At 46.6% G+C, this 12220-nt stretch carries 14 protein-coding genes and 1 pseudogene; 7 read left to right on the top strand and 8 right to left on the bottom strand.

The window, feature by feature from the left end; translation table 11 throughout:
- Window positions 1–4: 4 nt before the first annotated feature.
- From arfB to ACE1CM_RS38840, 4 genes are all read right to left on the bottom strand, one after another.
- Window positions 5–421, bottom strand: a complete 417-nt coding sequence (arfB, locus tag ACE1CM_RS38855) for an alternative ribosome rescue aminoacyl-tRNA hydrolase ArfB (protein ID WP_374884293.1) — start codon at window positions 419–421, stop codon at window positions 5–7.
- A gap of 78 nt (window positions 422–499) precedes the next feature.
- Window positions 500–1666 (bottom strand): hypothetical protein, encoded by a 1167-nt coding sequence (locus tag ACE1CM_RS38850; RefSeq protein ID WP_374884291.1) that lies wholly within the window; start codon window positions 1664–1666, stop codon window positions 500–502.
- Window positions 1659–2384, bottom strand: a complete 726-nt coding sequence (locus ACE1CM_RS38845) for a hypothetical protein (RefSeq protein WP_374884289.1) — start codon at window positions 2382–2384, stop codon at window positions 1659–1661. Before ACE1CM_RS38845 ends, ACE1CM_RS38850 begins: the two co-directional genes overlap by 8 nt.
- A gap of 7 nt (window positions 2385–2391) precedes the next feature.
- Window positions 2392–3207, bottom strand: coding sequence for a hypothetical protein (locus ACE1CM_RS38840; protein WP_374884287.1), 816 nt, complete (start codon window positions 3205–3207; stop codon window positions 2392–2394).
- Between the two features lie 199 nt (window positions 3208–3406).
- On the opposite strand from ACE1CM_RS38840, the gene ACE1CM_RS38835 reads away from it, so the two are divergent.
- The 5 genes and pseudogenes from ACE1CM_RS38835 to ACE1CM_RS38815 all read left to right on the top strand — a co-directional run.
- A complete protein-coding gene (locus ACE1CM_RS38835; RefSeq protein WP_374884285.1) occupies window positions 3407–4249 on the top strand; it encodes a hypothetical protein in 843 nt (280 codons plus the stop codon).
- The gene (locus ACE1CM_RS38830) at window positions 4227–4616 is read left to right on the top strand and encodes a hypothetical protein (protein WP_374884283.1); all 390 of its coding nucleotides are present in this window, start codon (window positions 4227–4229) and stop codon (window positions 4614–4616) included. Before ACE1CM_RS38835 ends, ACE1CM_RS38830 begins: the two co-directional genes overlap by 23 nt.
- A gap of 84 nt (window positions 4617–4700) precedes the next feature.
- Window positions 4701–4979, top strand: coding sequence for a hypothetical protein (locus ACE1CM_RS38825; RefSeq protein ID WP_374884282.1), 279 nt, complete (start codon window positions 4701–4703; stop codon window positions 4977–4979).
- A gap of 81 nt (window positions 4980–5060) precedes the next feature.
- Complete coding sequence (locus ACE1CM_RS38820) at window positions 5061–5330, top strand: Precorrin-3B methylase (protein ID WP_374884281.1); 270 nt, start codon at window positions 5061–5063, stop codon at window positions 5328–5330.
- Window positions 5331–5716: 386 nt separating this feature from the next.
- A pseudogene (locus ACE1CM_RS38815) lies at window positions 5717–6040 on the top strand (YkgJ family cysteine cluster protein); the annotation flags it as partial.
- A 20-nt stretch (window positions 6041–6060) separates the two neighbouring features.
- Here ACE1CM_RS38815 and ACE1CM_RS38810 read toward each other — a convergent pair.
- A complete protein-coding gene (locus ACE1CM_RS38810; protein WP_374884279.1) occupies window positions 6061–7170 on the bottom strand; it encodes an RNA-guided endonuclease InsQ/TnpB family protein in 1110 nt (369 codons plus the stop codon).
- Between the two features lie 485 nt (window positions 7171–7655).
- On the opposite strand from ACE1CM_RS38810, the gene ACE1CM_RS38805 reads away from it, so the two are divergent.
- On the top strand, window positions 7656–8213 hold the full coding sequence (locus ACE1CM_RS38805; protein WP_374884277.1) for a Uma2 family endonuclease: 558 nt from the start codon (window positions 7656–7658) through the stop codon (window positions 8211–8213).
- A gap of 17 nt (window positions 8214–8230) precedes the next feature.
- Here the strand turns inward: ACE1CM_RS38805 and ACE1CM_RS38800 are convergent, their stop codons facing one another.
- On the bottom strand, window positions 8231–10084 hold the full coding sequence (locus ACE1CM_RS38800; RefSeq protein ID WP_374884334.1) for an ABC transporter ATP-binding protein: 1854 nt from the start codon (window positions 10082–10084) through the stop codon (window positions 8231–8233).
- Window positions 10085–10285: 201 nt separating this feature from the next.
- Here ACE1CM_RS38800 and ACE1CM_RS38795 point away from each other — a divergent pair, with 201 nt between their 5' ends.
- On the top strand, window positions 10286–10516 hold the full coding sequence (locus ACE1CM_RS38795; RefSeq protein WP_374884275.1) for a photosystem II protein, Psb35-related: 231 nt from the start codon (window positions 10286–10288) through the stop codon (window positions 10514–10516).
- A gap of 368 nt (window positions 10517–10884) precedes the next feature.
- On the opposite strand, the gene ACE1CM_RS38790 is transcribed toward ACE1CM_RS38795, so the two are convergent.
- Together ACE1CM_RS38790 and ACE1CM_RS38785 are read right to left on the bottom strand one after the other, a co-directional pair.
- Window positions 10885–11151 carry a hypothetical protein gene (locus ACE1CM_RS38790; RefSeq protein WP_226594485.1) on the bottom strand — a complete coding sequence of 89 codons (267 nt, stop codon included), beginning with the start codon at window positions 11149–11151 and terminating at the stop codon, window positions 10885–10887.
- A gap of 225 nt (window positions 11152–11376) precedes the next feature.
- The gene (locus tag ACE1CM_RS38785; RefSeq protein WP_374884273.1) at window positions 11377–12054 is read right to left on the bottom strand and encodes a hypothetical protein; all 678 of its coding nucleotides are present in this window, start codon (window positions 12052–12054) and stop codon (window positions 11377–11379) included.
- Window positions 12055–12220 lie beyond the last annotated feature (166 nt).

Here is a 12220-nt window from a genome sequence, read left to right as displayed (position 1 = left end):
TCTCTCATTCATCCGTCACTTTCCCTCGCATGGTTTTAATTTGCGATCGCTTGGTTTTGCTATCCAAACGCTTTCTTTGAGAAGCTCGGGTTGGTTTGCTCTTTTTACGGGGTTTGGGTAGGGAGATCGCACTCTTAATCAATTCTTGCAATCGTTGCAATGCCTCTTCGCGATTCTGCTCAAGGCTGCGATGTTCTTGAGCTTTGATGACAATCACACCTTCTTTGGTAAGGCGTTGATCGCTCAGTTTCAACAGTCGTTCTTTGTAACGATCGGGCAGTGAAGAAGCCATGATATCAAAGCGCAGGTGAATCGCTGTTGCCACCTTATTTACATTTTGTCCCCCTGCGCCCTGAGAGCGAACCGCACTCATCTCAATTTCATTCTCTGGAATGGTTACTGTGTGGGAAATTTGCAGCATAATTAAACAATTGTGGACAGATGAGATTTCGCTTTAACTAACTCTTAGCTTATCTCTTAGCAGACTATTGCGATCGCATTATCTTTTTTGATTTGCTTTCTGTCGTTCTCGATCGTTAATCAGATAGCCGAATCCAGCGCGCTCGAGGCGTTGAATGAATTCATCGAGTGTATTTCCCAGACTTATAGCGGTTGCTTCTAAATGCCATTGATGCGCTGCAAGTTGTTTGAGGAGATAGGCTCTTTTGGTTTGCGCTTCGGAAAGGCGATAGGTTTTGAGATATTCCAATTCTCCGTTTTCTCGCACGATGGCTTCTCCAATATGATTCTCCGATTTCAGATGCAAATCCGTGATAAACCTTTGCAGCGTAAATCCACCTGCTGTATAGATTCGTTTGCTTTCAATTGGTCTTCCTAGGAGATTGCTTGCCATGAAACCTTGAAATTCTGCCCAGTGCGATCGCATGATCGCCAGTGCTTCTCCCAGGGTTTCCAAGTCATTTACTTTACTGGCATCAATCTCTGCTTCAAGGCGAGTCGTTCTACCATGTAAACCATATTGATAGATCAATTCACCATAGAAATCTTGAAGCAAACTGTTATGCAAGGCACGATAATCTTCTGGCGTCGGCACCACAAATGCTGAGGCAAGACTCTCAGAAATAAATAGTAAAACGCCCACTTGATGCTCGTGAATCTCAAACACCCGCAGCGCATCCTCTAGCGCCGGAATGGCGCGTCCGCTAAAGGAAAACTCAACTCGTGGAGAAAGCCCTTGAGATTTGGCGCGGCGCGAGTAGCCTTCCCAAGCGATTTCTGGCGCTGAAAAATGGATTGACAGAAAACCTTCCATCGCCAGGTGTAAGGGTAGAAACCGCAACTGATTCTTTGCTTCCCGCTTCGCCATTCGGTGCATGACGCGCGCGCTGTTGATGCCGTTGTTATAGCGTTTTCCTTCTGAGATCAATTGTCCGCCCATCGCTGCAACTGGGCTACCGTCATCGCTCCAAGATAGCACCAATCCATGAGGAATGTAGGATATGTATTTGATGCCCCGATCGAGCCTTTCATCATCTAGATTGACGATTGCAACATCTTCGTCATAATTGCGTTTGAGCAGTCGCAAATCGTAGCGAACTTGACGCCGCAGTAGGGGAACTATCCGAACTGCGCCCCAGACTTGAGAGGGAGCAATTTCTAAATTGTCAAGTGCAATCGCTTCCAATAGATGTGCTTTTCTAGCCATTAGTTTGCCCTAGAAGTTGCTGTGCCTTAAAAGCTAAATATTCCTCTAACTCAGAAAGCGAAGCCGTTCCCTCTGCAAATCGCGCAAAACCAAGCACTGTTGGTAAATCTTCTGCATCGCGCAATCCCACAGTGGGAATTAGCGGGCTGATAGTTTTCAAAGTAAAATAATCGCTGTTGAAAACAGGATTGCAATGGATAATCGAAACTCGCCACTTGGTGCGATAAACTCGCAAAATTTCCCTCACCCCACAAGGCGGATCGTTCTCCCAACCATCGGATACGATCGCGATCAGATCCGGTTGTTGGGATAATGCTGCTAGTAACGGCGTTGCTAAATCTGTTTGTCCGCGCGGCGTAACTTGGAGTGGATTGTTAACAGGAATTGTCCAAAAAGCCTGATATTCTTCAGCAGCAGCTTGCAACAAGTAATGCACTGCCAAAGCTATTCCTAGCGGACGGCGGCGTTTTTCCGACGAGCCTGAACTAGAGTAACTGCAATCGAGAACTGCTGCTACTCGTTTGAGTTGCAATGGCGCTTTGTTTAGCGTTATTCTTGCCGATCGCATTAACGCTGCTTCTAATTCTTCCCCTCGTTCTTCTAAAGACAGAACATAAAGCGCCAACTTTGTCAATGGTAAACGATGCCAATCAACTTTAATTTCTGTATCTGCACGGTCTGCACTGCCTTGGAGTCGCAATTTCTCTGCCGCAGTCATTTGTTGTTCAATTCCAGCCAGAAAGCGATATGCCAAGGGCTAGCTGAGCGCTGACGCGCACGCACTCGCGTTCGCGAACGCGCGGAATATTGTGTTTCATGGCTAAACTTTCTGCCACTGTAAACGGCAGATCGTAAACCGCTTTGCCGCTGTAGAAACCTTGGCGAAACTGTTCAAATAACGGCGTTTGAAATTGACGCTTCCACTGCCGAAAGATGAAGGCACCGAGTTCTTCATCTAATTTGAAATGGGCGTGAGTTGCTATCGCTCTCACTTTGGAGCGGTATTTCACAGCTTGGAATGCTAAGCGATCGCCTCGGCTCGTGAGATAATGATGTGCGATCGCCCGCGATCGTCGGTTGTTAATCCCGCGTTTGCGTAACTGCTCCAAAAGTCGCCATGCTCGTTGTGGCGGTAGCGCGTGTAAAGCCGCAGTAATTAACGCATTTTCTTCAGCCCGATGATTTGGATCTGTTTGTTTTCCCGTTGCCAACAATTTGAGAATAATTTGAGCTTGATTGAAGTGATTAATTCCGGCTGCTAAAGTGCGGGCATATAGCAGCCGATAATTGCCCATAATATAGTCGTGCAGGAAATCGATCGACAATCGCTGCCCATAGGCATCATCATAAAACTCGCGCTGTCCAGTGCAGGCAAGACAGGCATTGATAAACATCACCAAATCTTCCCGTGCAACTCGCTCAAATTGCTGCGCCCATTCTTGTTGCACTGTTCCCGATTTCCTGTTTGCTAAAACCGTTTGGGGAATGGCGGCACGACCAGCTAGGACTGTGTTACAGACAGGATTCGGAAGTCGCACCAAAGTCCCACAAACGGTATTTCTAAGCTAGCACACCTAAAAATACCGGGAGCGTGGTAGCCCCGCATTTTTAAATCGGCGCCCAAACGCGACACGGGCAGATTTATCTGCCGTCAATATTAATCAAATTAAATTAATATTGGAGTTCAGGTTAAAAGCAATAGTTTATAATTAAAATTGCTGCAACGAGAGGCGATCGTAATTGGCTAAAAGCAGGACTTCATCATCGATCGCAGAAATTCCATTGGTTGTAGATAGCAAGCAACATAAAGAACTATTGTCTCGCTTTAAAGCAGCGAGACAATTGTACAACGCTTGCCTGAGCGAAGCAATGACCAGAATGAATCTCGTGAGAAACTCAGAAGCCTTCCAGCAAGCCAAACAAATAAACGTTCGGCTGAGCGCTCACGTCGAAGCCAGAGAGGCCAAGAAAAAAAGAAGCGACGCCTTCAGAGCCGCTTCTTCAGCATACAGATATTCCGATTACGACATTCAGGCTTATGCAACAATTGTCAGCAATCGCTCAAAATGGATAGCTCAACTCCTTGACTCAAACACCCAACAAGTTTTAGCCACCCGCGCTTTTAGGGCTAGCGAGAAAGTAATGTTTGGGCGAGCAAAAAATATCCGTTATAAAGTACCTTCTAGATTTAGGAGCGTTGAAGGCAAAACCAACAAGCAAGGAATCAGGTGGAAAGACAACAAGTTAGTTTGGGGCAAATTAACCCTAACTCCTGAGATTGACTATCAAAACCCTGTCATCCAACACGGATTAAATCATCCGGTAAAATACGTTCGCCTTCTGTGGCGAGAACTCAATGGTAAGCAGCGCTGGTATGTTCAGTTAATTAACGAGGGACTGCCGTATCAAAAACAGAAAAATTATGTTGCTGATGGAATTTTTGGGCTAGATATTAATATCGCTAATATTGCTTTCGTAGGTGACAACAAAGCCGGACTGCTCCCCAAAGCAAGAGCAAGTACCAACATACGAAAGCGAGATCGCAGCGCTACAGCGTCAGATGCAGCGATCTCAAAGAGCTAGCAATCTTTCAAACTACTCATCTGACTTTTACGGTCAGGTAGGGCTAATGGTTGTCCTTAAGAAGGGTAAAGTAAAACCGGGTAAGCGCCAATGGAAGAAATCTAAAACATATCAAAAGTTAGCTCGCAAAAAGCGAGAATTAGATGGGCGCAAGATCGCTTATGCTAAGTCTCAAAACGGTCGAATCGTCAATGATATTTTGAGGCTTGGGTTACAGATTAAAACTGAAAATGTATCGGTGACCCCCAGGCAGAAGCGCTACGGTAAAGCTATTTCTGCTAAGTATCCCGGTTTTGTTCAGTCTGAATTAGCTCGATCTTGCTGTAAGTGCCGGTGGGCAATTTATCAAATTTTCTACTTCACGTAGTGCACTATCGCAAACCCATTTGACTGGTGAACGTATTAAGAAAAAACTATTCATAGCGTTCACTATGACCAAACAGGAGTTGTGATGCACCGCGATCTTTTCGCTGCTTCCTCTAGTAGATATGTCAATGACGATACGCTTCTATTGCAGGATGCTATTAATCAGTATCCAGGGTCGGAGCCTTACCTTGTGGAGGCATGGAAGCAATTTCAACCAACCGCGAATCAAGTAAGCGAGTCTGAAAGTGGGCAGCGTCATTCTCCCCTGGAGCGGTTCTCCCAAAAGCTAGGAACGGTTAACCAGATAGCTATAGACGAGCGAAAAGTTAACTCTAACTCCTGGCCCCAATCCTCGTCTCTTTAGAGCGAGGAGTGGCTCAAAAACAATAGACCGCAGAAAGAATGCTAAAGGTTAAGATTGAGGATAGTGGGTTCTGATTGAAGTATGACAAAGCACGAAGATCCCCTCACTGGAGAAGCACTGATTAAGGAAGTCTGTCGGCGGATTCGAGTTGCCCGCAGTTACTGGGATGCTCATAATAATGCTGCCTGTCGGGGAGAACGCTCACGCGCATTAGCCCTTTATAACACGCTGACAAAAGAACAAAAAGACCAGATTCCGCAGGTGTTGCGGGTGTGGCTGCGCTATCGTAGCGAAAAATATTTTGGCGAACATCGAACGCCACCCAAATCGAAACGAAAGTCGAAATATTGACATTCTCTTCTGTATAAAGAGGAGAGGATAATTAAACCTCTCCAAAAACTAACCTCAAAGGCGGGCTTTCCAGCCCACCCCACAAGAGTTGTTGGAGAAGTCTATTAGAATTGCTTCAAAGGCTTTCTCTTTCAACGACAAACCTTAAAATTAGCTATCGATTTCTGGCAGTACTTAGACTCAGATCTTGCACTTATGCTTTTCGCCCGCCGTGGACTCAAGTCCACGGCTAATAGCTTAAGTCCATTGAAATAAACTGAAATCCTATCAACAGTCCATTTCAATGGACTTTCGCTATTAGCCAGAGAATTTATTCTCTGGCGGTTGTGGACAATGGTGCAAAATGTGAGTAGATCAATTAACTGTTCAATGGAACCATAACTTTGATGAACGACCCACGACACAAATTGCTTGTTCTCGACTCGCGCGTAGAGGGCCGCGTGCAAGAGATTCGCGCTACTCGAGACTGGTGGCCTTGTCGGCCCGGTTGCGCGTGCTGCTGTCGCCATCTGGCAAATCCTCCTGAACTGAGTCGGGAAGAATGGGTGCGCGTTGACGAAGCCGTGGCTGCACTTCCTGCCTCAGTACGGACCGAGATCGAGCAGAAAATCGCCGCACTTTTGACGCAAATTGCAGAGAACAAAGTAGGCAAGCATGTCGTTTGCCCCTATCTTGATGAAGTAGAAGCGTCTTGTCGAATCTACGAAGCACGCCCAATTGCCTGTCGCACCTACGGCTTCTTTGTCGCCCGCGATCGCGAGCAGTACTGTGAGATGATTAAACTTCCCCGACTTGCTGACGCTGAAGTCGGGGATTTCAGTAGCCCTAGAACATGCTCCTCTAGTGAGCAAGCAAGCCCTGAACCTCCAGGCTGGTTTAAAAGCAGCCCCAAAACAGAAATATTTTTTGCACCATTCTCGTCGGCATCCCCAATCCAACCGCAATGACCGCACCTAAACTTCTTGCCGCTTCTGTACGATTCACCTCTAACTGGGTGGACGTGCAAGCATTTATGACAGGTTTGTGATGTATATCTAGGGTCAACGAACACCAAATTCACTCCAAACTTTACCGCTTTGTAGGTAAGGAATTGGCGAAGCTGATAGAACGCCCAACTATTACTTCTGCGTCTCTCAGTTTTAGAGCGTGGCTGCTGGTTGGTACGCTCTCGAATTCCCGTCAGGTCTTCCAAAGCAATAGTTTGGTTTGTGCTCTTGGCCTGTTGGACGATTCGGTAGCTAACGGTATGGTTCACCTGTGTTTGAAATCTCCGTTCCCGTCCACTTAACCGTTGCAAAAGTTGCCGACATCTACGCCGACTACTTCTTGTGCCTTTGGACGCTTTTTGTTGCAACGAACTTCTAACACGGGTATATTTCTCTCGAATTCGTGTTACCTCTCTTCCGCTAAATTTCTCCCCTTCAGAAGTAACAGCAATATCATTTCTGCCCAAATCTACTCCAAGAACCTTGTTAGTACTTGCTGGCTTTGGTGGAGCATATTCCAGTTGAATTTGCAAATAGTAGCTACCATCTTTCCGCTTTGCCAGTACTGCTGCTTTGGGATTTCTGCCTGTCAACAAATGACGCTGATAGTTACCAATATGCAAGGATAACTTTTCTCTTCCTTTCAACATTGTCAAACTAACTGTCTTTTCTTTTTCCCTAAAGGTAAAATTCCGAGCGTCATAAGTTGCACTGGTAGGTGCAAACCCTTTTACAGGTCGGTTCTGTTGTTTGGCAGTTTTGCGATTAGCACAAACCCTACGAATAGCATGGATGGTCATCTGAGCAGACAAACCAGAATAATCTCGTGCTGCCTTGTAAATCAAGGACTGCACAGCTATTTGGTTGGTTAGTTTTGGGTCTGTGTTTTTGTTCACATATTCACAGCAACTTGCAAAACCACGAAGCACCGCATCAAGTTTTTCAATCTGTCGCGGAGACACTTCGAGCCTGCAACTAACTGTGAGGAATTGAGACATTTTCAATAAGTGAAGAATATGCAATCATCATACCATGAACTTGGTAAAACAGGGGGCATCGTAGCTTGCTTCCGCGTAGCGGTACCCCTTGTTTTACCCGCTCTCCCGTTTTGGTTGAAACTGAGGTGGCATCCCGAAACGAACGCCACATTGTATGGGGAAACGCTGAAGCGATTCGAGATGAAATTGAGCGAATTAGCGGTGCGCCAATTCCCTTCGAGGTGCATTATCAGCTCTGTTAGATCGGGACATGGAAGTCGATGTCGGTGCTAAGAATTTGAGATTGTTTCCACTCTACGATCGAAGAAGACAACTGGGATCGAAGCTAGTGGAGTAGTGCCATGACCTCAACAAGTGTACGCTTGTTTTCGCAAGAAGAATACCACCGCATGACAGAAGCAGGAATTCTCGACCCAGATGAACGAGTGGAACTGCTAGAAGCACAAATTATCTCAATAGCTGCCAAAAATCCCTCCCATTCAGCTACCAACCTGTGTGCTGCTGAATACCTGAGAACCCTACTGGCAGGACTTGCCTTAATTCGGATTCAAGACCCGATTAACCTGAATCCTTACTCAGAACCCGAACCAGATATCGCCGTGGTTCGGATTGACCCCCGATTCTACGCAGAAAGTCACCCAACTCCAGCAGATACTTTCCTGCTTGTAGAAATCTCCGATACAACCCTAGAACGCGACCGCAAACAAAAAGCTGTTGCTTATGCCAAACCCGGGATTGCTGACTACTGGATTCTCGATACAAACACCCGTCAAGTCCGCATCTTCCGGGAAATTGTTAATCAAACCTACCAACAAGAGACTATCCTCAACGAAGAAGCGACTCTTTTCATGCTGGCTTTTCCTGATATTGAAGTTCAAATCGCTCGACTATTTCCCTAGCCTTGGCTGATTACCCATTACCGAAACTGTTGGGCATAAAAACTGGCATAGCGCGAGCCTTTTTCCAACAACTCTTCATGGTTTCCAGATTCTACTATTTGCCCTTTTTCTAAGACTAAAATTCGGTCGGCGCGGCGCACGGTGGCGAGGCGGTGGGCAATAATAAATACAGTCCGATCTTGCATCAGTCTTTCTAACGCTTCTTGGACTAAAGCTTCCGATTCTGAATCTAAAGCAGAAGTTGCTTCATCGAGGATGAGAATTCTGGGATTGAGTAAGACGGCGCGAGCGATCGCTATCCGTTGTCTTTGTCCTCCTGATAAGTTTACCCCGCGCTCTCCCACCCAAGTATGATATCCCTGGGATAGTTGGGCGATAAATTGGTGCGCGTTGGCAACTTTCGCCGCTTTCTCTACAGCTTGCATGTCAAACTCAGCTTGACCGAAGGCGATATTTTGTGCGATCGTACCCGCAAATAAAATAGTTTCTTGCGGTACAATCCCAATTTGTCGCCGCAGACTGCGGAGAGTAACCGTTTGAACGTCAATACCATCAATTAAAATCTCACCCACTTGCGGGTCATAAAACCGAGGCAGTAAATTAACTAAAGTTGTTTTACCCGCACCAGAAGCACCCACCAAAGCGATAGTTTCTCCCGGAATTGCTAGTAAGTTTAAGTCTTGCAATACCCAGGATTGGTAATTGCTAATTGCTAATTGGTAATTGTCTCCTGTCTGCATCCCCGCGTCGCCGCGTCTTTGCGTCAGAGCGTCTTCTTCACTCTCGGCGTCAGAGCGTCGCCGCGTCGCCGCGTCGTTCCAACTCCCCTGCTCATAACTAAAACAAACGTGGCGATATTCTACCTTGCCGGTGACGGGGGGGAGAGCGTGAGCATCCTCTTTTTCCACCACCATTGGCGGAATTTCCATTAATTCAAATATCCGGTCAACGGACGCTTCCCCTTGTTTAAAATCGTTGTAATTGCTCGTCATGTGGGCGATGGGGTCAATCAGCAATCCCACTCCTGCCAAAAAGCTAACAAAGCTACTCCCGGTTAAATTTCCCTGGGAGATTTGCCAGCCACCTAAAAATAGCAGCAGCAACACGCTCATCGCATATAAAAATCCCACGACTGGATTTTGAATCGCTTTTAAATGTTCCGCCGCATATTTGGCTTGACGGTTAAATTCTGCTTCCTTAGCGAAACGCTCAATTTCATAATCTTCTGCCGCAAATGCTTGCACCAAGCGAATGCCGCTAAATACTTCTGTTAGTAAAGCCGATAAATTAGAAGTGCGATTTTGACTGCGCCTGGAAAACTTCAGCATCTGTTCCCCACACCAAGCAATTAAAATTCCCATCAGCGGCGCCACGATAAATGTAGCGATCGTTAGCTGCCAGTTGAGATAAATTAAGTACCCCAAAAGCACAATTAATTGCAATGCACAGGTAACCGAGTCGTGGAAAAATTTATATACCACTTCCCCGATGCGATCGATATCTTCTGTTAGTCGGTAAGCCAGATCTCCCGTTTTCGCCGTTTCAAAATAGCTCAAGGAAAGCCGTTGTAAATGAGCATATACCCGCTGGCGTAGGTCTAACGCCACCGCAAACGCGGCTTTCGCCATCAGCGCATCTTGCCCGTACAGCATGATTTTCTGACCGAGAAAGATTAAGGTCAGAGCGCCTGCAACGCCGCCGAGGGCGACTATATTACCTTTGCCGATGGCGGCGGCAATGTTACCTGCGAGTGCGGCTTGGGGAGGCCAAAACGCTGTCACCGCTAGGGTACAAGCAAATGCCTGGGCGATGGTTTTCCAGTGGGGGCGGATGTATGGCACGAGTTGCCAGTAATGCGATCGCTTCTTCAAGCCAAGAAGTCCAAAACTGTATCTGTTTGAGGCTACCAGCTTTTCGGTGCTGCGATCGCCCAATATCCGCAAAACCCAAGTCTTGCTCTCTATGCGATCGCCTTCTATTTACCATTAAAAAATTTTATTGTCAAATACTTGTCAACTTTATTAACAATAAGTTACATTAGTTTACAGAGAGACACAAGGGAACAAACGACAATGACTATCCTGATTGCACTGTTTATCGTTGGTTGGGTTGCAGCATCTGTCATCGGTACCCAAGCTTACTTCCGAGGCGAGCAATCCAAGCCAATTCACGAGCGCAACTGGCGTTCAGAATCTTTTGAAAAATTGGCACAAAGCATCACCGGCACCGAGATTAATTACAATGTGCGAGTTCCTGGCTACGGTGTGATGGATGCCTATGCCAGCAACAACTTACCTGGTTAATGCATGAGAATCCCGGTTTCGCTTGTGATATGATGTCCGTTGAATTGCCCATAATAAAAAAACTTCACTCTGTCGTTGCGTAGGGACACGGCATCATAGATATCTCGGACAAATAGATAACTTTGATCGTGCCGTGTCCCGGCTGCTAATTATGGGTAATAGACCGGACATCATATGAAACCGGGATTCTTTCGTAAAAGCATAAAAAAAGCAGCAGGATGAAAAATCTTCCTGCCACCCAAAGGAGCAAACTTTTGCTGATTTAGAAGCTTACTAACTGGCGCGCTTCTAATCCGGAAATTTGTTGAGCCAAAATTAATCGTGCCCAGAGGAATTTATTCCCTAGCGGATTGGGACTTATTGACTTTTTAAGCAACAAGTTCCTGTGGTTCTTTAGGGATGGAAATTTCGGGAAGATTGAGGGTAAGTTGTTCGCCTTGGGGCAATGGTACTTGATCCAAAACCGTGACTTCAATATTCACCGAAACTAAGTATGAGCCAGACACTTCGCCAATCGCATCAGCAATGATTTTGGCTAAATCTGGACGCTTGGCTGTCAGTGGCTCCCGTAAAGCACAACGATCCCATTCGTGCTTGGCATTAGGATTGAGGGTAAGAATGTAGTGCTTGGTCATAGGGCAATAAATTGAATCTATTCTCTAAAAAGACTTTGAGCCATTGAGAAGCCGATCTAGCTCGATGACCCTTTGGATATATTATAGTACATGTGTATTGTTTTGCCCAGTGGCGTTGGAGTGCAAGAAACCGGGTTTTTGAGAAAAACCCGGTTTATGCAGCAATCTCGCGGCTCCAAACGGAATATTTTTCGTATAAACCGGGTTTTTTGCCTAAATCCTGGACTATTTGCACAGAAGTGGATTCTGCCGAAGGCGGTAGGGAGTAGGTGTAGAATCAGTCAGAACCACCTCACCTTTTTCATTGGTGTACCACCCAGTCGCTTCCACAATTTCAGCCACAGGCGTCTCAGAATTAACATTATAACTGCGTATTTCCCCCCTGCTCCCCTGCTCCTCTGCTCGCCTGCTCCCCTGCTGATTTGGATCGATTGTCACCAAATCGACCAAAAAGGCTTCACCGGCGAGGGGTTCGTCAGGGCCCGGTGGAATGCCGCCGCGTCCGGTAACTGAGAAGCGACTGCCTTGCCGCGCGGCGGCGCAGGGGTCAACAACTAACCCTGTAACATCGACGACATGGGCGGGCAATTCCACTAAACCGGAACTGGGGTCAACTTCGGGGGTATTGATTTGCACGGTGCCGCTGAACAGAGGATTTGGCCCAGTGGCGGTGATGTCGCTCTCTGGGGTAAGACCATCGCGGAACTGCGTGCCAAAGATGCTTTGAGCCTCCATGATAATCCGACCCCCAAAGAAATTATCGGAATTGGCACTGATGTCGCTATTTTCTAAGGCGACAATGGCATCGGTATCGAGGGTGATGTTGCCGCCTTTGACTTCGGTTCCCTTGGCGTCAGCGACAATCAGACTGTTTTGGCGCAATATCAAGGAAGATACTTGCACTCGTTTTCGGTGGCATCTCAATGATTAAAATTGGTGGTTGGGGCACAGCAATAGAAAACCTTCTCGTTAACGGCAATGTCGATTGATGCCGTATCATATCCTTTGGTGGTTGGGGCACAGCAATAGAAAACCTTCTCGTTAACGGCAATGTCGATTGATGCCGTAT

The sequence above is a fragment of the Microseira sp. BLCC-F43 genome, from assembly GCF_041929235.1.
GTDB lineage: Bacteria > Cyanobacteriota > Cyanobacteriia > Cyanobacteriales > Aerosakkonemataceae > Microseira.
Note: the sequence above shows the minus strand (reverse complement) of the source record. Positions and strands in the feature narration are given on the sequence as shown.

What these genes read in the sequence shown, in the direction of transcription:
- ACE1CM_RS38795 (WP_374884275.1), top strand. Translation starts at nt 10,286, where the DNA reads ATGACTATCCTGATTGCACTGTTTATCGTTGGTTGGGTTGCAGCATCT.
- arfB (WP_374884293.1), bottom strand. Translation starts at nt 421, where the DNA reads ATGCTGCAAATTTCCCACACAGTAACCATTCCAGAGAATGAAATTGAG.
- ACE1CM_RS38845 (WP_374884289.1), bottom strand. Translation starts at nt 2,384, where the DNA reads ATGACTGCGGCAGAGAAATTGCGACTCCAAGGCAGTGCAGACCGTGCA.
- ACE1CM_RS38820 (WP_374884281.1), top strand. Translation starts at nt 5,061, where the DNA reads ATGACAAAGCACGAAGATCCCCTCACTGGAGAAGCACTGATTAAGGAA.
- ACE1CM_RS38790 (WP_226594485.1), bottom strand. Translation starts at nt 11,151, where the DNA reads ATGACCAAGCACTACATTCTTACCCTCAATCCTAATGCCAAGCACGAA.
- ACE1CM_RS38825 (WP_374884282.1), top strand. Translation starts at nt 4,701, where the DNA reads ATGCACCGCGATCTTTTCGCTGCTTCCTCTAGTAGATATGTCAATGAC.
- ACE1CM_RS38850 (WP_374884291.1), bottom strand. Translation starts at nt 1,666, where the DNA reads ATGGCTAGAAAAGCACATCTATTGGAAGCGATTGCACTTGACAATTTA.
- ACE1CM_RS38805 (WP_374884277.1), top strand. Translation starts at nt 7,656, where the DNA reads ATGACCTCAACAAGTGTACGCTTGTTTTCGCAAGAAGAATACCACCGC.
- ACE1CM_RS38830 (WP_374884283.1), top strand. Translation starts at nt 4,227, where the DNA reads ATGCAGCGATCTCAAAGAGCTAGCAATCTTTCAAACTACTCATCTGAC.